This is a genomic window from Ruminococcus sp. 1001713B170207_170306_F1 (assembly GCF_015668065.1).
Classification (GTDB): domain Bacteria; phylum Bacillota; class Clostridia; order Lachnospirales; family Lachnospiraceae; genus Blautia_A; species Blautia_A faecis.
Genome location: NZ_JADPEX010000011.1, coordinates 78,255 through 96,890 on the forward strand (window position 1 = coordinate 78,255; position 18,636 = coordinate 96,890).

Sequence of the window (18,636 nt, forward strand, 5' to 3'; positions counted from 1 at the left end):
TATTAAGAGACGGTCGGAGTGTCCAACCCCTGAATATGGGCTGTCTGATATGTGAACGCAAGGACTAAACCTGCTCACACCTTGCCTAGTATAGCATACCCGCCAAATTCTGTAAACTGTTTTTTTCGTTTTTCTTCCCGATATTATTTCTCAGTTTTCTCAAAATATCTCCGGCCATCCTCTGCATCCGCCAGAAGTCTGCTCTTCAGCGCCTCAAGAGAGGGAAATTTCCGTTCCGGCCTCAAAAACTTTTTGAAATCCACCCGGCATTCCTCTCCGTAGAGATCTTCCTTACAGTCAAAAAGATAGGTTTCCACCCCTATAAAGCTCTCACCAACCGTAGGCTTACAGCCAATGTTGGTAATTCCGTGGTATATCTTATCCCCGAAATAAGAGCTTGTCACATACACACCGTTTGGCGGCAGGATCTTGGTCCTGGGAGGCACGAGATTGGTAGTGGGAAGCAGAACCTTATGTCCCATTCCCCTGCCATGTACCACCTGGCCTTCCACAAAATAATCCCTTCCCATAAGGGAAGTGACTTTCTCCATATTTCCTTTTTTCAGTTCTTCTCTGATATAGGTACTGCTGATCTTCCTATGCCCATCCATTTCTTTGGAAAGGATTTCCACATCAAAGCCATACTTTTCTCCAAATTCCATAAGAAGCCGGGGCGTACCCTTCCGCTCGAAGCCAAACCGGTTGTCCTCTCCCACTACTACGTAGGATGCCCCAAGATCTCCCATAAGAATCTCTTTTATAAAATTCTCAGCCTTCATATGCCGGATCCTGTCATTTAACTGGCATTCTACCAGCACATCCACGCCAAGCTTTTCAAGAAGGGAAGCCCGTTCCTGGCTGGTAAGGATCATATTGCTGGAAGCATCAATGGCAAAAAGGACAGCCTGTTCTCCAAGTGTCTTCCGCTCCCTGATCTTCTCAACCAGTTTCCTGTGGCCACGGTGGATCCCGTCAAATTTTCCCATTGTTACTGCACAGTTGGCAAGTTTTGGAAACTCACCCTCTATCTTCAGGTATTCCATAATCTCTCCTGTCAAACCAGTTTATGCCTGATTGGTAACTGTTCAGCACCTGCTGAATCGTCACTTTATTATTCAGAACATTTTCACCGGATAATATTTCTTCTTCCCTGCATCCCACTGAAAAATACCTGTAAAAGTTCCGTCACTGGCGTACATGCGCACCCAGCCCTCTTTGTGCTGGGGACGAACCAGATTGTCGGACAGCGGATTTCCATTTGCCAGAAGCCTGTCCCCGTAAGAATCCGCATAAAGAGCGGGATAATCAGCCAGAACCTTCTCCACCGGATCGATCATATCCTGGACGGTTCCATCTGCCACAGCAGCTTCCACCTGGGCAAGTGTATGACTCTCAGAGAGAGAATACCGGCCTACCCTTGACCGGAGCAGTTCTTCCATACAGCCGCCACAGCCAAGCTTCTCGCCAATATCATGGCACAAGGTGCGGATATAGGTTCCCTTACTGCAGGTCACTCTTATTTTCACCAGCGGAAGATGAAATTCCAGAGGCTCTATCTCGTAGAAACACACTGGCCTGGCTTTTCGCTCAACCGTTTTGCCCTCTCTAGCCAGCTCGTAAAGTTTCTTTCCATTTACCTTCAGAGCAGAATACATAGGCGGAACCTGAAGCTGCTCCCCTACAAAGCTTTTCAGTACCTTTCGCACTTCCTCCTCGGTCACATTCACCGGCTTCTCTTCCAGAACTGTTCCAGACATATCCTGGGTATCCGTGTCGATTCCCAGATGAAGCACTGCCTCATACGTTTTTTCCTTATCTGTAAGAAGATCCACCAGCTTGGTGCCTTTTCCAAGAGCTACCGGCAAAACACCGGTAGCATCCGGGTCAAGAGTACCTGTGTGCCCTATTTTTTTCATATGGAGAATTCCCCGAAGCTTGGCTACCACATCATGGGAGGTAAAGCCTTTTTCCTTGTGAATTACAATGATTCCCTGAAAATCTGCCATTACTTATCCTGTCCTAAAAGCTGTTTTTCGATCTGCTCTGAAATATTATTGATAACGTCGTACATGGAACCGGCCAGATCGCAGCCTGCTGCTTTCACATGTCCGCCTCCTCCGAAATAGGAAGCGATCTTGCTTACATCTACAGAACCGTTGGAACGGAGTGATACCTTGAATACCTGGCTTTCATGCTCGTAAATAAACATTGCCACTTCCACACCTTTCGTAAGACGGAGCTGGCTTACGATTCCATCCAGGTCTGACGGCTTTACCCCATAGAAATCCATGTCTCTCAGCTTCATGTAGCCAACGATACATTTGCCATCCAGAAGCATAATGCTCTCTGCCAGAACACGTCCCATGACCTGATTCTGAATGTAGCTTTTCTGATAGAAGGATTCGTCAATAATATTGGAAAAATCAACGCCTTTTTCCATCAGGTCACCGGCAATACGCATGGTGTCCGGAGATGTGGAGGAATACTGGAATACACCTGTATCGTGGATCATTCCGGTATAAATAGCAGTTGCAATATCCAGATTGATTTTTTCTTTGTCAAGAAGCTTATACAGAACCTCGCTGGCAGAGCTGATCTCACCATGTACGTGGTTCACATCTGCAAATCCCGGATTGCTCACATGATGGTCAATGCAGACGGTCTTTTTCGCAGAAGCGAAATAATCAGACGCTACTGCCAGACGGTCAGGAGCGCTTACATCACAGGTTACAAAAAGATCATACTCTCTGGGCTCGCCTGCTTCATAATGCACCTCGTCCATGCATGCAATATGTCCGAATACCGGTTTCGGCTTCTCCAGATAGATATCTGTCTTGATTTCAGGATACCATTTCTTTATATACAGATAAAGTGCCATGCAGGAACCTACACAGTCACCATCCGGGCGAACATGTCCCCCAATTCCCATGGTCTTTACGCCATCCAGAATTTCTTCGATTCTCTCCATTCCCTTCACCTCGATTTTTACTCTTCGTCTTCAGTTTCTACTGTATCCTGTTTTTCCCCGTCCTCACTCTCAGTGCCCTTCGAATGGTCGTGTTCGATCACGTCATCAATGAGTCTGGACATATTTACGCCATATTCAATGGACTCATCCAGAATGAAGCGGATTTCCGGCGTATTGCGAAGATTTAGGTTCTTCGCAAGCTGACGGCGGATATAGCCTTCTGCACTTTTCAGCCCTTTAATTGTGGACTGCTTGGATTCCTCGCTGCCAAGGACACTGATAAATGCCTTGCAGGTCTTAAGATCCGGTGCAACCTCCACAGCCATGACAGATGTCATGGGATGGATGCGGGGATCCTTGATCTCACCGCGGATAATGTTGCTCAGTTCTTTCTGAACTTCTGCATTGATCCTTGTATTTTTAATGCTGTTTTTTCTCATTTTTTGGTCTCCTATATGAGTGCAGGCTCTGGACAACGGAAAATTGGGGGCAATGAGCTTGCCCCCAACTGACACCTGCGATTACTACGCTCTAGCGCGGCACCTCAACCATAATATATGCTTCAACTTTATCTTCTTCTTTAACGTCATTGAAATCCTGGAATACAAGACCACACTCATAGCCTGCACGAACTTCTTTGACATCATCTTTAAATCTCTTAAGGGAAGCCAGCTCACCTTCGTAGATCTGCTCCTCGTCTCTGGTGATGCGTACCTTGCATCCTCTCTGGAAGGTACCGTCAAGCACATAGCTTCCTGCGATAGTACCGATACCGGAAGCCTTGAACAGCTGACGAACCTCTGCATGACCGATTACCTTCTCCTCAAATACCGGATCCAGCATACCCTTCATGGCAGCTTCCACGTCCTCAATTGCCTGGTAGATAACACGGTACAGACGAAGGTCAACGCCTTCCTGCTCTGCCAGCTGTTTCGCTGTGGTATCAGGACGAACGTTAAATCCGATGATGATCGCATTTGATGTAGCAGCAAGGCTGACATCAGACTCATTGACAGCACCAACGCCGCCATGGATCACTCTTACAACAACCTCATCATTGGAAAGTTTTACAAGACTCTGTTTTACAGCCTCTACAGAACCCTGCACATCGGCTTTGACAATAATCGGGAGCTCCTTAAGGTCGCTTGCCTGAATCTGGTCAAACAGATTATCCAGGGAAAGTTTACCCTTAGTTTCCTCAAGAAGACGGTTCTTATTCTCGGAAACAAATGCTGCTGCAAAATTCTTAGCCTCTTTATCATTCTCAAAGGACATAAGAACCTCTCCGGCATTCGGAACATCGCCAAGACCAAGGATCTCTACAGGAGTAGACGGACCAGCCTGTTTTACACGGCGTCCCTTATCATCCATCATGGCACGTACTTTACCATTGCATGCTCCGGCTGCGATAAAATCTCCAACATGAAGAGTACCCTTCTGTACAAGGATCGTAGCAACCGGTCCTTTGCCTTTATCCAGCTGAGCCTCGATCACAAGACCTCTTGCTGCACGGTTCGGGTTTGCCTTCAGCTCAGAAACCTCTGCGGTTAAAAGGATCATTTCAAGAAGATCATCAATGCCCTCTCCTGTCTTGGCAGATACCGGAACGAACGGAGTTGTACCGCCCCAGTCCTCAGGAATCAGCTCATACTCGGAAAGCTCCTGTTTTACACGTTCAATGTTTGCACTTGGCTTATCGATCTTGTTGATGGCAACGATGATCTCAACGCCAGCAGCCTTTGCATGGCTGATAGCTTCTACTGTCTGCGGCATAACACCATCGTCAGCTGCAACTACAAGAACAGCGATATCTGTGGAGTTTGCTCCACGCATACGCATGGCAGTGAATGCCTCATGTCCCGGTGTATCAAGGAAAGTGATCTTCTGCCCGTTAATATCAACTACATAAGCACCGATATGCTGTGTGATTCCACCAGCCTCGCCTCTTGTTACGTTTGTCTTACGGATTGCATCCAGAAGAGAAGTTTTACCATGGTCAACGTGTCCCATTACACAGACTACCGGTGGTCTTGAAACCATTGTGGATTCGTCTTCCTCTTCCTCTTTCAGAAGCTCCTCAATTACATCTACTTTTTCTTCTTTTTCTGCAATAATGTCAAATCCAAGAGCAATCTCTTCTGCCTGCTCGAAATCGATCTCGTGGTTTACCGTTACCATCTGACCTTCCATGAACAGCTTCTTAACAATTGCAGATGGCTGCATCTTCATCGCTTCTGCAAGCTCGCGGATGGTAAGCTTCTCCGGAATTGTGATCTCCTTGATCTCCGGTTTCTTCTCTTCCTGTTTCTGCTGCGGAGCAGGCTTCTGAAGTGCTTTCGGGATTCTGGACATCTGGTTTCTGCCGCCCTGGTTTGGTCTGTGTCCGCCACCTGATGTCTTATCGAAATCTTTCTTTTTATTCTTGTTCTCTCTGTCACGCTCACGCTTGCTGTCCTTGGATGTCTTGGTCAGCTCTGGTGTAAAGATTGCGTCAGATCCGCCGCCGCTTCTTCTTGCACCGCCGGAGCGCTGTCCACCCTGGTGGTTCTGTCCGCCAAAGCGTCCTTCACTACGGTTATCTCCGTCTTTTCCTCCGAAACGTCCCTGACCGCCCTGTGGTCTTCCCTGGCCAAATCTGCTGCCATTTCCGTTTCCATTTCTATTGTCTCTGTTGTCACCGCCCTGACGGAATCCACGTCCGTTTCCATCACCCTGGCGCGGTCCTCTGTTCTGGGAGTCTCCCTGTCTTACAGGTCTTCCCTGACCATCATTATTTCTGTTTCCGCGGAATCCGCCCTGGCCGCCATTGCCGCCCTGTGGTCTTCCCTGGCCAAATCTGCCTCCGTTTCCATTTCTGTCCCCGCGATTATTGTCGCGGCCTTCGCCCTGACGGAAATTACGGTTGCCCTGGCCATTTCCCTGACGCTGCTGGCCGTCGTTTCTGTTCTGCTGTGCAGCTGGTCTCTGGGATTCTGTCCTTGGAGCTTCTGCTTTCGGTGCAGCCTGAACCGGTTTTGCAGGCTCTGTCTTCGGTGCACTTACCGGTGCGCTCTTTGGTGCTGTCTCAGCTTTTGGTGCTTCTGCCTTTGGTGCTTCTGTCTTAGGAGCTTCAGCCTTCGGTGCACTTACCGGCTTCGGTGCTTCTGTCTTAGGAGCTTCTGGCTTCGGTGCTGCCTTTACAGGTGCCTCTGCTTTCGCTGCCGGCTGTGCCTGTGCTGCAGGACGTGTGCCCTGTGGACGTGGCTTTCTCTCTCCAGCTGGTTTCTTTCTGTTCTTCCCGCCGTCACTTGCATTCTGTGCATGATATACGCGGATAATATTTTTTTTCTTCTTCGGTGCCTCTGCACCGTCGCCTTCTTTCTTTACTGACACTTTCTGCTCTTCTGTCTTAGGAGTCTCCAATGTTATTCCTTTCTCCTTTCCCGTATCTATAACTTTTTTCACTCTGTTTTTATTCTCTCTGTTTTGCTTATTTCTGTCTTTGGCAGGCTCATGTGAATTTATCACCATATGCCATTCTCCCTTCACCAGTACGAGTCAGGATACGCTTTCACAAGTTTTCCGCAGCTCGTATTATCAAAAATCATTTCCCGGGAACATTTAAAAGCATTCCCCGGAACGCTTTTTCCTCTTTGGTTCAGGTCGTTTTCTCAGACAACAGTGGTATGCTCTAGAGCTCCTTCTCCTCATCCTGCAGCACCTTCCTAATAGCTTCTGCAAAATTCCAGTCCTGTACAGCCAGGCTGGCACGGAATTCCTTGCCCATGGCATGCCCTAACGTTTCTTTATCTGAAAGGATATACAAGGGCACTTCGTAAAATTCACACATGTTCCGGAATTTCTTCTTGGTGTTATCCGAAGAATCCCCGGCTACAATTGCCAGATATCCTTTGCCGGTCTTAATGGATTTCTCAGTGGAAAACTCTCCGCTGACTGTCTTTCCGGCCTTTGTTGCAAGTCCGATCAGGGACAGCGCTTTATTATTCTTCAATACTATCAAACTCCTTCTCAAGGCTATCATAAACCTCATCCGGGATAGCTGCTTTCAAAGAACGCTCCAGTCCGTGATTCTTTCTGGCTTTCTCCAGGCACTCACGGCTCTTGCAGATGTAAGCTCCGCGACCGTTTTTCCTGCCTGTAGCATCCAGAATGATCTCATCCTCTGCGGTTTTCAACACCCTGATCATTTCTTTTTTATTCTTCATTTCTCTGCAGCCAGTACACTGGCGCATGGGAATTTTATTCTTCGTCTTCATTCTCTACCGCATCCTCAGTCTCTTCAGACTCTTCACCGGCAGCTGTTTCTTCGCTATCCTGAGAAATTTCTTCTGTAGCGGACTCCTCAGACTCTTCGTACTCGTCATCCTCATAGTACTCATCGTCATCCTCGTCATAATCATAGAAGTCGCCGGACTCTCTTGCCTGGGTTTCACTCTTGATATCAATCTTAAATCCAGTCAGACGTGCTGCAAGACGTGCATTCTGTCCTTCTTTACCGATTGCAAGAGAAAGCTGGTAATCCGGAACCACAACAAGTGCAGTCTTCTCATCCGGATCTGCCATAACAGCGATTACCTTCGCCGGACTTAATGCATTCTCGATCAGGATTGCAGGATTCTCATCCCAGTTGATGATATCAATCTTCTCACCGCGAAGCTCATTTACAATCGCACTTACACGGGCACCATTTACACCAACACATGCTCCAACCGGATCTACATCAGGATCGTTGCTCCATACTGCCAGCTTGGTACGGGAACCTGCCTCACGGGCAATGCTCTTGATCTCAACAGTTCCGTCCTTCACCTCAGCAACCTCAGACTCAAAGAGACGTTTTACAAGGCCAGGATGTGTTCTGGAAACAAGGATACGAGGTCCCTTCGGTGTATCCTTTACCTCAAGAATATACACTTTGATTCTCTCAGTAGGCTTGAAGGTCTCACCCTTCACCTGCTCATTCTCAGCAAGGATTGCATCTGCCTTGCCAAGATTTACGCTTACATTATGTCCTACCACACGCTGTACAATGCCGGTAACAACCTCTTTCTCATTGCCGTGATACTGGTCAAACAGAACTTTACGCTCTTCCTCACGGATTTTCTGAAGGATTACGTTCTTTGCATTCTGTGTTGCAATACGGCCAAATTTGTCAGAGTGAACCGGTACCTTCAAGATATCGCCAACCTCTGCATTGGTATTCTGCTTCTGTGCTTCTACAAGAGAAACCTCCTCAGCAGGATCTTCTACGAATTCTACAACCCTGCGGTCTGCATATACACTGAAATCGCCTGTTTCTCTGTTAATGGTAACATGTACATTGTCAGCTTTTCCAAAATGATTCTTGTATGCCTGGATCAGGGACTGCTCAATGGCATCCAGCAAAGTTTCCTTGCTGATATTTTTCTCGCGTTCCAGTTCGTCCAGAGCACCCATTAACTCCTTGTTCATTTTTCTTATTTCCTCCTTTTTGCTTTCCAGCATAATCGCTTATTTCTTAAATCGGACATGCCGCCTACTGGCAGCATCTTCCTATATGAAAGTCAGCTGTTCCGCGCCTGTGGTACTCCCACAGCTGCCGGTCCGGACTTTCATGGTAACTCAAAAATCAATCGCCAGACGCACCAGTGCAATGTCTTTCTTATCGAAAGTGCGAGGAGTTCCCTCCTCATCAATGGTCACACTGTTATTATCATATGCTGTCAGTTCACCACAAAATTCTTTCTGTTTCTCGATTGGCCGGTAGGTTCTGATTTCTACCAGTTTGCCAATGCTTCTGGCAAAATCTTTTTCTTTCTTCAGAGGTCTGTCAAGTCCCGGAGAACTGATCTCCATGATGTAACTGTCCTCGATGAAATCATCTTCGTCAAGCCTGTCGCTGAAAGCCCTGCTTACTGTCTCGCAGTCATTCACTGTGATTCCGCCTGGTTTGTCAATGTAGCCGCGAAGATACCAGTTTCCTGCCTCCTTGACATATTCCACATCTACCAGTTCGAATCCATTGCTTTCTACGATCGGAGATAACAATGCTTCTGCTTTCTGTTCATACTCTTCTTTTCTGCTCATTTTTCCCACCTGCCTTTCTCAAACACACTCTGGTCCTTATCATCAAAAAGAGTGGGCTCACGCCCACTCCTTTGTCAACAAGTTCTAATTTCTTGTATCATTCTAACACCTTTAAATCCAAATTGCAAGGGCTTTTTCTTATAAATGCCCATTTTACAGGGTTTTAACCCATTTTGACAGTATTGTTAAGCTTATTTCACCAATAACAGCTTTTACTTTCAGCTCTTTTGAGCTTCTGCTGCACAACCTGTATAACAGCCTTTTCTTCATAATCTGCTGCTTAAATTCTGGGCTTCATACCCTTGGTATCACGTTTGGCCAACTTTACCTTGTTCAATGCATACGGCTTGTCGTGATACTGGATAGTGTACTCCTGTCTCGGTTCCACCAGATAGGCATGTTCAAGAACATCCCCGTCCCCCAGCTTCATTCCTCTTACACCAACAGAGGTCTTCTTCATAGTAGAAACATCCGTTTTCAGAATACGTAGGAAATAGCCATTCTGACTCTGAAATACTATCTGTTCCATTTCATCTGCCGGACCTACAAAGATCAACTGATCCTCTTCTCCAAGCTTGGTAGATGCAATCGTTCTCTTTGCCACATCGAATTCCTCACCTGCAACAAGCTTGCACATGGAGGTCTTAGTCACGAACAACAGAGTAGATAATTTCACCTGCCCTGCAGGTGCCACATAAAGGATCTGCTCCTGGCTGCTGTCGTAGTTACTCAGATTATCAGCCGGAGTTCCCTTGTCACGGAAACGCACCAGTGGAATGTCTGCCACTTTGATGGAATGCATGCGTCCCATATCTGTGAAAATGCAGATCTTATCTGTATTCATACAGGTAAAAATAAATTTATTCTCTGCATGGGCAGCCTCTTTGTTTCTCTCATAAGCATTCTTATCAATAAGGCGCATATAGCCGAAGCGATCCATAAGGAAGCAGACCTCTGTCTCTTCCATCTTCTTTTCTTCGTAAACTGCCTCTTCTGCGTTCTCGATCACAGTTCTTCTCTTGGTGCTGTATTCTTTTTTGATTCCATCAAGTTCTTCAATAATCACTTCACACATGGAATCATAGTTGTTCAGAATATCTTCATAAGAAGCAATATTTTTCATAGTCTGGTCATACTCTGCCTGAAGAGCCTCAATTTCCAGTCCGATCAGACGGTACAGACGCATTTCCAGAATGGCTGTAGCCTGATTCTCCGTAAATTTCAGATTCTTTGCAGCTTTCTCACTGGCTTTTGACTTGAATTTGATTCCCTCTGTGATACCCTCTACCAGACACTTCTTAACCTGGTCACGGCTCTTGCTGCCTCGAAGGATCTCAATGATCAGATCGATTACATCACAGGCTTTGATAAGGCCTTCCTGGATTTCCTTTTTCTCAAGCTCTTTTCCCAGAAGAGTCTTGTACTTGCGGGTAGTCACCTCGAACACAAAATCCACATGGTGCTCTATCACCTGCTTCAGGCTTAAGGTTTCCGGACGTCCGTCTGCAACAGCCAGCATATTGACTCCGAAAGTGTCTTCCAGTCTGGTTTTCTTGTAGAGCATGTTGGTGAGATTCTCTACATCTGCATCCTTTTTCAGTTCCAGTACAATACGGATTCCTTCCTTGGAGGACTGGTTGGAAATATCCACAATATCTGTGGTTTTCTTGGTTTCTACAAGGGAGGCTACGTCGTTAAGGAATTTTCCAATATTGGCACCGATCATGGTGTACGGAATCTCGGTGATCACCAGCTGCTGGCGGCCGCCTTTTACTTTTTCCACTTCCACTTTACCGCGGAGACGAAGCTTGCCGCTTCCGGTCTCATAAATATTCAGAAGATCATCTTTATTTACAACCAGACCGCCTGTAGGAAAATCCGGTCCTTTCAGATAACGCATCAGGCCTTTCACACTGATGTCGTTGTTCTTTATATAAGCTTTCACCGCATCCACAACCTCCCCAAGGTTATGAGGCGGAATGCTGGTGGCCATACCTACGGCGATACCATCTGCACCGTTTACCAGAAGGTTGGGAATCTTCACCGGAAGCACCTGAGGCTCCTTCTCTGTCTCGTCGAAGTTTGGCATAAAGTCTACTACATTTTTGTCAAGATCTGCCAGAAAAACCTCCTGGGTCAGTTTCTCCAGTCTTGCCTCTGTATATCGCATGGCAGCGGCGCCGTCTCCCTCAATGGAGCCGAAGTTTCCGTGGCCGTCTACCAGGGTTTTGCCCTTCTTGAAATCCTGTGCCATTACAACCAGTGCTTCATAAATAGAGCTGTCCCCGTGAGGGTGGTATTTACCCATGGTATCTCCAACGATACGGGCGCACTTACGATATGGACGGTCGTAACGGATCCCAAGCTCGTACATATCATACAGGGTTCTTCGCTGTACCGGCTTCAGGCCATCGCGGACATCCGGAAGTGCCCTGGAAATGATAACGCTCATGGCATAATCTATATAGGATTTTTGCATCACGTCCGCATAGTCCGTGGCAATTACATTCTCCTGCTTTGTTTCCATAATCTGTTTTCCTTTCAAACACGCTCTAAGCTAAAATCTGAGGTTCTCTTCTTGCAAAATACTCTTCTATATTACGTTCAGACCATATTCTGCTTTTTCGTCCGAAAAATCCTGCTCTTTCGGATTTCAGCCTTCTTAAATATCCAGTTCTGCATCAGTTGCATGCTCGTAAATAAATGCCTTTCTTGGCGGCACGTCGCTTCCCATCAGGATCTCTGTCACGCTGGAAGCCATACGGGCATCCTCGATTTCCACCCGCTTCATTCTCCGGGTTTCCGGATTTAAGGTTGTCTCCCAAAGCTGCTGGGCATCCATCTCTCCAAGACCTTTGTATCTCTGGAGGGTAAAGCTTCCCGGCTTGTGACTGCGACGGTATTTCTCCAGTGCCTTATCATCATACAGGTACTCTTCGGCACCTTTCTTCGGCATTACTTTGTAAAGAGGGGGCATGGCAATATAAACATGTCCCTCGTAGATCAGTTCTGGCATAAAACGATAGAATAAAGTAAGCAAAAGTGTGGAAATATGAGCACCATCCACATCCGCATCGGCCATAATCACAATCTTGTCGTAACGAAGTTTAGTGATATCAAAGTCATTTCCATAGCCTTCGGAAAATCCGCATCCAAATGCATTGATCATAGTCTTGATTTCTGCGTTTGCAAGCACCTTGTCAATGGTGGCTTTCTCCACATTCAGAATCTTACCGCGGATCGGAAGGATTGCCTGGTAATTACGATCTCTGGCAGTCTTTGCAGAGCCACCAGCGGAATCTCCCTCTACGATAAAGATTTCACAAAGTGAAGGATCTTTTTTCTCGCAGTTGGCAAGCTTTCCATTGGAATCGAAGGAATATTTCTGCTTGGTGAGAAGGTTGGTCTTGGCACGCTCCTCTGTCTTACGGATCTTGGCAGCTTTTTCCGCACAGGACAAAATGGTCTTCAAGGTTTCCAGGTTTCGGTCAAAATAGAGTACCAGCTGCTCAGACATTACTTTTCCCGTGGCGCGGGCTGCATCCTGATTGTCCAGTTTGGTCTTGGTCTGCCCCTCAAAGCGTGGCTCCGGGTGCTTGATGGAAACAACCGCTGTCATTCCATTACGGATATCCGCTCCTGTGAAATTAGCATCTTTTTCCTTCAGAATACCGATCTCACGAGCGTAAGTATTCATCACCGTTGTAAAGGTTGTTTTAAATCCGGTAAGATGAGTGCCGCCTTCTGCATTGTAAATATTATTGCAGAAGCCAAGTACGTTCTCACGGAATTCGTTGGTGTACTGAAATGCTGCTTCTACCTGGATTCCGTCGGCTTCTCCTTTCAGATAAATCGGTTCGTGGAGAGCTTCGGAATTGTGATTCAGGTCTTTGATATATCCCACGATTCCATCTGGCTCATGATAAGTGATATCTTCAGGCGTATCACCACGAAGATCCATGAAATGAATGGTAAGGTTGGGATTCAGGTATGCAGTCTCATGGAGACGGCTCTTTACTTCTGTGGATGAAAATCTTGTTTTCTCAAAAATCTCCGGGTCTGGAAGAAAATTTACGCAGGTTCCGGTCTGTCTGGTCTTGCCAAGTCTGGGGAGAAGTCCCTCTTCCAGTTCAATCGTGGGAATACCTCTCTCATAATGATCGTGATGTACAAATCCGTCACGGCTGATCTTAATATCCAGATATGTGGACAGGGCATTTACAACGGAAGAACCAACGCCATGAAGTCCACCGCTTGTCTTATAAGCAGAGTTGTCAAATTTACCGCCTGCATGGAGGGTGGTAAATACAAGACGCTCTGCAGATACCCCTTTCGCATGCATATCTACCGGAATACCGCGTCCATTATCAGTGACCGTACAGGAGCCGTCTTTCTCCAATGTTACTTCAATATCAGAACAGTAACCGGCCAGATGCTCATCTACCGCATTGTCCACGATCTCATAGATCAGGTGGTTCAGACCTTTTCTGGATACGCTTCCGATGTACATTCCCGGACGTTTCCGAACAGCTTCTAATCCTTCCAGGACAGAAATACTACCCGCGTCGTAAGTGTCTTTCTTTGCCATGGTGTTAATTCCTTTCTTACTATCATTCAGACTGTTACCAGTGAACAGTAACTTCAGGCTCTGCTGTCCCATATTCTTCTTTTATGCATCCAGTGTACCGACAGGATTGTTCGAGGAATCAACTTGTAAGTGCACGAAACAACTGCTCATTTCATTTACAGCTCTACATTTCATGATGCACTGTCTGGGCTTCAGCATTTATTCCAATGGTTGTGAAAAGCGGACAATACGTCCGCTTCTTTTCCATTCTTATCTTCTGTTCAAACATTCGTTCTATATCATACCCCAGTTTATGGTATTTTTGCAAGTAAAATTTGGTTTTTCTATTTTGTTCAAAATTTTTTTGACACCGCGAACCCGCTTATTTCCTGGCTTTTTTCGGAGTTTTTCAATTTTTCGCAAAAAAAATAAAAAAAGTGCTTGCATTCTCCTGCAAAGTAAGATATACTAAGCGAGTCGGTTGACAAGGCCAGTTGGTCAAGGGGTTAAGACGTCGCCCTCTCACGGCGAAAACACGAGTTCGATTCTCGTACTGGCTGCTTTATTTTCGACAAATTGAATACATATGTTAAGCGAACCGCTTACATGGCCAGTTGGTCAAGGGGTTAAGACGTCGCCCTCTCACGGCGAAAACACGAGTTCGATTCTCGTACTGGCTGCTCTGTTTTCTACAAATTGAATATATATGTTAAGCATACCGCTTACATGGCCAGTTGGTCAAGGGGTTAAGACGTCGCCCTCTCACGGCGAAAACACGAGTTCGATTCTCGTACTGGCTGCTAGAAACTTCCGAAGTGATTCGGAAGTTTTTTTTGTTGTTTGAATATATTCCTGCCTGGGTTATGCCTTCTCTTTTTGTGCAAAAAGACGCCGCAAAGCGACTTTTTTCGTCAACCTTGCGGCGTCTGGATTCAGACCTTAGGCAGTCAGAATCTTAATTTTTTACTGAAAATCCTCGAACGCAAGTGCATCGGCGTCAGCTTCTGCATTTTCTTCTGTGCTTTCCTCGAAGCCACCCTCTGCTGTGAAGCCATCCGCTTCTGGAGCAGTTTCGCTTTCTTCTACGAAGCTTTCGTCACCAAATGTGGCTGCTTCGGTGTCGGCTGCTGTGGTTTCGTCGGCGAAGCCATCGGATTCTGGTAAGGAAAGTTCATCCTCATCATAATCAGATATGTATGTTACTTTAAATGTAATCGAGAAATTATCACCTTCATACTGACTCAGTTCGAAGTAATAGGTCTCTCCACCTTCCAGGTAAACATCTTCCAAATAACCATTAGCATTATGCTCAACATACTTTGAATCTCTGTACACATAAATATCTACATTACTATACCAGGAGTCTCTTGTAGTGTTTGTATTTCTTAAATCATAATAGCCTGATTTCTCCGGTACAAATGTGAAATACTGAACGGAATCCCGATCAAGGGAAACAGTGTATTCCTTATCGCACTCAACAACAGGTGCCTCATACTTCAGATACTTAACAGAATAAACCTCCGTTACATTAACCCTCTTATTTGTCATTGTAACGCCAATTATGTTACCTTGTTCATCTTTTTGAAGTTCTGCAACTTTATTTTCATCATCGGATTCAACGATCATATCCTGCAAGCTCTCTGCTGTTCCCATCACTGTAATCGTCTTCTCATCCATGTCCAGTGTATATTGCAGAATTCCTGCACCGTAAATCCGGTCAGGTGTTGTAACCCTTGTGTCTGTAATATAGTTTACAATGTAACTGTACGTTTTATCTCCGCATGTCATTATGACTTCTGCATCATAATCATATGCTTCTGTATCTGTATTTACCGTATAAGTAATATTATCAGCAGTTTTTATTGTAAAGTCATGATTGGAATTTTCAAGGAAATAAATGTTAATCATTCCACTTTTACTCCAACTACTAACCTCTGCACGTGTCACCATAGGACCTGTAATATCTTCCGGACTAATTCTGAAAAGATCACTATAATCAAGCTGATAATATACTTTCCAGATTCTGGCAGCGCCACTTATAGAATCTGTAACAGTAATTCTCTTTACATACTCTTCTCCTGTTACATCTTCGATCTGAGTATTGAAGTTTTCATTGTCGCCTCTCCAGAATGTAACAGTAAGCTCTCCAAGAGTTTCACTCTTTCCAGATATAGTTATGCCTGTTTCAAGATCATATTCACCTTCATTGCGACTGGAATAATTGGCATAAACGCCATCAACCATTACCTCTTCTATAGAGCCAAAATGATTAATGATCTCTAACACGTCATCTAATTTTGAAATCATTTCCTTCATTTCTTCTGAAGTATTCAATTTCTCAGCCTCAGAAAGCAATGCCAGCATATTTGTCTTATATTCATTATCTACAAGAACATTTGCATAGTCCGTTAACATGTCAATTTTCCGCTGTAATGAAGCTTTCAACACTTCCTCTTCAGACATACCAACAGTACTGCTTCCGTCATCTGGCCAGTAACCAACTGTATTAACACTGGTTACTCTGCCTGTAACAGAATCATAATCGCATACATGCCACAGATTTCCAGACTGACCTGTCGGTACACTAAACGTATTCAGAAGGGTGCTTCCCCTGTAAACCGTAACAATCGCACCAGACTTATCAGACATATTCTTGCTCTCTTCATCTGACTGATCTGAAAAATCATAAATGTAGAAACGATAGGTTCCTGCGGTCTGTTTGTAAATGGTTGTTGTCTCTGGTCCTTCCCAGGTCGTATCATCTACATCCAGATCTGCATATTTTACATAACTGTCTTCGCCATCATATTCTCCGTATGTCTCATCACTGTAATAAGTATGGAAGTTTCCGATTCCCTTTGCTCTCGGTCCTACCAGATGGGAATCCAGGTCAGACGGTGCACCAGACTCTTCATCACCCCATCTTAAGACGAAACGGATCTGGTCATCATTGATGATTCTTGTAACAGAGAAAGTCTTGGTTATAGTCTGTCCAGCTGTTACAGTTACACTAAACGGTGCTGCTACAATTTCAGATTTCGCATCAGCAGATACTACCTGAATGGTATAGGAGCCAATCGGAAGCTCTTCAATTGCACATTTTCCGTTTGCAGAAGCCTCTACTGCAATCTCTTTCAAAATGTTACCGGATACGTTATTTGCTCCTTCACGAATCTCCAGGGCAACTGCATAATCAATAGCATCTCCGGTTGCTGCATCTACAAGAGTAAGTTCAATATTACCAGTTGCATCATCTTCACCTGCAACAAGTTCTACCTGTTCGTTGCTGAATGCATTTTCATAAGCACTTGTGATTTCTACAGTCTGAAGTACTGTGCGATATCCTTCCGCCTTCACTACAAACCAGTAATTTCCCCATTCTGCTTCAAACGCGTATGTTCCATCTTCAGTGGTATCTGCTACTTTATTTTCTTCTGTCAGGTACTGGGAAACATTTCCTTTGTTGATTCCTGCCGCATAGTTTAACAGGTATACAGAAGCACCAGCAAACGGTGCCTTGTCCTCTGACGTTACTACTTTACCACTTACAGAAACCTTATTAACTTTTACAGTTTCATCTTTCTCTGCCACTACAGTATCCAGAATCTTACCAGAATCAGAATCTTTTACCGGTACTTTTCCAAGCCCCTTTACATCTGGAATGTTGGCTGCATCTGATACGGTCGCAGTTGTATTTTCTGCACCTGCGTTCAGAGTCAGTTCAACCTTGCTCTCTGCTTTCAGGTTCAGGTTCTGGCTGGTGGAAATAGTACTTCCGCCTGCTGAAGCCGTACTGGTAACAGGGATTGCTGCTGCGGTGTTTTTGCCGGATACATTTACATCTGCCTTTGTGGACAGGGTAAGTTCGGATACAGTTCCGTTATTTACCAGATCAAGCTTTGGTGCTTCGGACTCGCCTTTGTTTACTTCAATGTTTGCGCTTGCGCCTTCATCAATTGCCACACGTCCGGTTGCTGCCTGGAATATAATGTTGTTACCGGTTGCTTTCTCAATAAAGGTATTGGATGCAATTGCTTTGATTACAATTTCTTTGAAATTACCATTGTTGACAACTTCGCCGTTTGGTGCATTTACTACAAGTGTTAAATCAGACTTGTCTTCCTTTGGAATTTCGAAGCTGCTTGCTCCGCTCTGCTCAATTACTACTTCTTTCAAATCCGGATTCGGTGAAGCGAGTGCTGCATTCAGTTCAGCCTGAGTGGAAACCACCTGCTGAGTAATTGGAGTAGGGGTTGGAGTTGCAGTTGGTGCCGGGGTCGCAGTCGGCACTGGAGTCGCAGTCGGTGCCGGGGTTGCAGTTGGCGCCGGAGTTGCGGTTGGTGCCGGAGTCGCAGTTGGCACTGGAGTTGCGGTTGGTGCCGGGGTTGCAGTTGGTGCTACGCTGACAGTTACTGTGCATTTGTAGCTTTTTCCATTCGCGCCCTTAAATGTAACGGTGCATTTTCCTGTCTTTTTACCTGTGATCACACCTTTTTTGGTAACAGTCGCAACTTTCTTATTACTGCTGGATACAGATTTGATCTTTGTTCCATTCAGCTTTACAGTTGCTTTTGAGCCAACTGTTACATTCAGCTTTTTCTGGCTCAGAGCCGGTGCTTTTACCGTAATCTTACAGGTATAGGTTTTCTTTCCTACTTTGGCTTTGATCGTAGCCTTACCTTTTTTCACTGCGGTAACTTTACCTTTGCTTACTTTTGCTACTTTTGCATTTGAGCTGGACCATTTTGCTTTTTTGCTGGTTCCTGTAACCTTGAGTGTAACTTTTTGGCCTGGATACAGGGTTGCTTTTGCCTTATTCATTTTTACGGCTGCTGCCTGAACCGAAAGGCTCATAGTCAGCACCATAACAACCATAAGCAAAAGTGCAGAAAGCTTTTTCCACATTTTCTTACTCATAATGCTCCTCCTTCGTTAAAATATTTTTCCGGTTTACCGCGATAAACTGGACTAATTTAATAATAAAATATTCTTTCTTCTATTTCAAGTACATTTTGGTTAAATTTTGTAGACAAAAGAA

At 45.4% G+C, this 18,636-nt stretch carries 12 protein-coding genes and 3 tRNA genes; 3 read left to right on the forward strand and 12 right to left on the reverse strand.

Translation table 11 applies throughout. From position 1 onward, the window contains the following. Positions 1-143: 143 nt before the first annotated feature. The 11 genes from I4V84_RS08700 to I4V84_RS08750 form a co-directional block, all read right to left on the reverse strand. Complete coding sequence (locus I4V84_RS08700; protein ID WP_173771820.1) at positions 144-1,043, reverse strand: bifunctional riboflavin kinase/FAD synthetase; 900 nt, start codon at positions 1,041-1,043, stop codon at positions 144-146. A 72-nt stretch (positions 1,044-1,115) separates the two neighbouring features. Continuing rightward, positions 1,116-2,006 (reverse strand): tRNA pseudouridine(55) synthase TruB, encoded by an 891-nt coding sequence (truB, locus tag I4V84_RS08705; RefSeq protein WP_195991641.1) that lies wholly within the window; start codon positions 2,004-2,006, stop codon positions 1,116-1,118. Beyond that, entirely contained in the window at positions 2,006-2,968 is a 963-nt protein-coding gene (locus I4V84_RS08710; RefSeq protein ID WP_195991643.1) for a bifunctional oligoribonuclease/PAP phosphatase NrnA, read from the reverse strand. The genes truB and I4V84_RS08710 overlap by 1 nt, the downstream gene beginning before the upstream one ends. Before the next feature lie 17 nt (positions 2,969-2,985). Beyond that, the gene (rbfA, locus tag I4V84_RS08715) at positions 2,986-3,408 is read right to left on the reverse strand and encodes a 30S ribosome-binding factor RbfA (RefSeq protein WP_195408961.1); all 423 of its coding nucleotides are present in this window, start codon (positions 3,406-3,408) and stop codon (positions 2,986-2,988) included. A gap of 91 nt (positions 3,409-3,499) precedes the next feature. Continuing rightward, positions 3,500-6,478: a translation initiation factor IF-2 gene (gene infB, locus I4V84_RS08720; RefSeq protein WP_173769370.1), complete on the reverse strand. Its 2,979-nt coding sequence runs from the start codon at positions 6,476-6,478 to the stop codon at positions 3,500-3,502. Between the two features lie 160 nt (positions 6,479-6,638). Then, positions 6,639-6,959: a ribosomal L7Ae/L30e/S12e/Gadd45 family protein gene (locus tag I4V84_RS08725; RefSeq protein ID WP_173716345.1), complete on the reverse strand. Its 321-nt coding sequence runs from the start codon at positions 6,957-6,959 to the stop codon at positions 6,639-6,641. Beyond that, positions 6,949-7,224 carry a YlxR family protein gene (locus tag I4V84_RS08730; RefSeq protein WP_173716346.1) on the reverse strand — a complete coding sequence of 92 codons (276 nt, stop codon included), beginning with the start codon at positions 7,222-7,224 and terminating at the stop codon, positions 6,949-6,951. The genes I4V84_RS08725 and I4V84_RS08730 overlap by 11 nt, the downstream gene beginning before the upstream one ends. Continuing rightward, a complete protein-coding gene (gene nusA, locus I4V84_RS08735; protein WP_118578762.1) occupies positions 7,208-8,416 on the reverse strand; it encodes a transcription termination factor NusA in 1,209 nt (402 codons plus the stop codon). Before nusA ends, I4V84_RS08730 begins: the two co-directional genes overlap by 17 nt. 150 nt (positions 8,417-8,566) lie before the next feature. Beyond that, positions 8,567-9,031 (reverse strand): ribosome maturation factor RimP, encoded by a 465-nt coding sequence (rimP, locus tag I4V84_RS08740; RefSeq protein WP_118578686.1) that lies wholly within the window; start codon positions 9,029-9,031, stop codon positions 8,567-8,569. 280 nt (positions 9,032-9,311) lie between these two features. Beyond that, a complete protein-coding gene (locus I4V84_RS08745) occupies positions 9,312-11,558 on the reverse strand; it encodes a DNA topoisomerase (ATP-hydrolyzing) (RefSeq protein ID WP_195379396.1) in 2,247 nt (748 codons plus the stop codon). Positions 11,559-11,693: 135 nt separating this feature from the next. Beyond that, positions 11,694-13,619, reverse strand: a complete 1,926-nt coding sequence (locus tag I4V84_RS08750; RefSeq protein ID WP_173716347.1) for a DNA gyrase subunit B — start codon at positions 13,617-13,619, stop codon at positions 11,694-11,696. A 467-nt stretch (positions 13,620-14,086) separates the two neighbouring features. Here I4V84_RS08750 and I4V84_RS08755 point away from each other — a divergent pair. The 3 genes from I4V84_RS08755 (at position 14,087) to I4V84_RS08765 (ending at position 14,398) form a co-directional block, all read left to right on the forward strand. Next, a tRNA-Glu gene (locus I4V84_RS08755) sits at positions 14,087-14,158 on the forward strand. Positions 14,159-14,206: 48 nt separating this feature from the next. Beyond that, positions 14,207-14,278 (forward strand) — tRNA-Glu (locus I4V84_RS08760). Positions 14,279-14,326: 48 nt separating this feature from the next. Then, positions 14,327-14,398 (forward strand) — tRNA-Glu (locus tag I4V84_RS08765). A 163-nt stretch (positions 14,399-14,561) separates the two neighbouring features. Here the strand turns inward: I4V84_RS08765 and I4V84_RS08770 are convergent. Beyond that, the gene (locus tag I4V84_RS08770; RefSeq protein WP_195991645.1) at positions 14,562-18,515 is read right to left on the reverse strand and encodes an Ig-like domain-containing protein; all 3,954 of its coding nucleotides are present in this window, start codon (positions 18,513-18,515) and stop codon (positions 14,562-14,564) included. Between the last annotated feature and the right edge of the window lie 121 nt (positions 18,516-18,636).

What these genes read in the sequence shown, in the direction of transcription:
- I4V84_RS08700 (WP_173771820.1), bottom strand. Translation starts at nt 1,043, where the DNA reads ATGGAATACCTGAAGATAGAGGGTGAGTTTCCAAAACTTGCCAACTGT.
- truB (WP_195991641.1), bottom strand. Translation starts at nt 2,006, where the DNA reads ATGGCAGATTTTCAGGGAATCATTGTAATTCACAAGGAAAAAGGCTTT.
- I4V84_RS08710 (WP_195991643.1), bottom strand. Translation starts at nt 2,968, where the DNA reads ATGGAGAGAATCGAAGAAATTCTGGATGGCGTAAAGACCATGGGAATT.
- rbfA (WP_195408961.1), bottom strand. Translation starts at nt 3,408, where the DNA reads ATGAGAAAAAACAGCATTAAAAATACAAGGATCAATGCAGAAGTTCAG.
- infB (WP_173769370.1), bottom strand. Translation starts at nt 6,478, where the DNA reads ATGGTGATAAATTCACATGAGCCTGCCAAAGACAGAAATAAGCAAAAC.
- I4V84_RS08730 (WP_173716346.1), bottom strand. Translation starts at nt 7,224, where the DNA reads ATGAAGACGAAGAATAAAATTCCCATGCGCCAGTGTACTGGCTGCAGA.
- nusA (WP_118578762.1), bottom strand. Translation starts at nt 8,416, where the DNA reads ATGAACAAGGAGTTAATGGGTGCTCTGGACGAACTGGAACGCGAGAAA.
- rimP (WP_118578686.1), bottom strand. Translation starts at nt 9,031, where the DNA reads ATGAGCAGAAAAGAAGAGTATGAACAGAAAGCAGAAGCATTGTTATCT.
- I4V84_RS08745 (WP_195379396.1), bottom strand. Translation starts at nt 11,558, where the DNA reads ATGGAAACAAAGCAGGAGAATGTAATTGCCACGGACTATGCGGACGTG.
- I4V84_RS08750 (WP_173716347.1), bottom strand. Translation starts at nt 13,619, where the DNA reads ATGGCAAAGAAAGACACTTACGACGCGGGTAGTATTTCTGTCCTGGAA.
- I4V84_RS08770 (WP_195991645.1), bottom strand. Translation starts at nt 18,515, where the DNA reads ATGAGTAAGAAAATGTGGAAAAAGCTTTCTGCACTTTTGCTTATGGTT.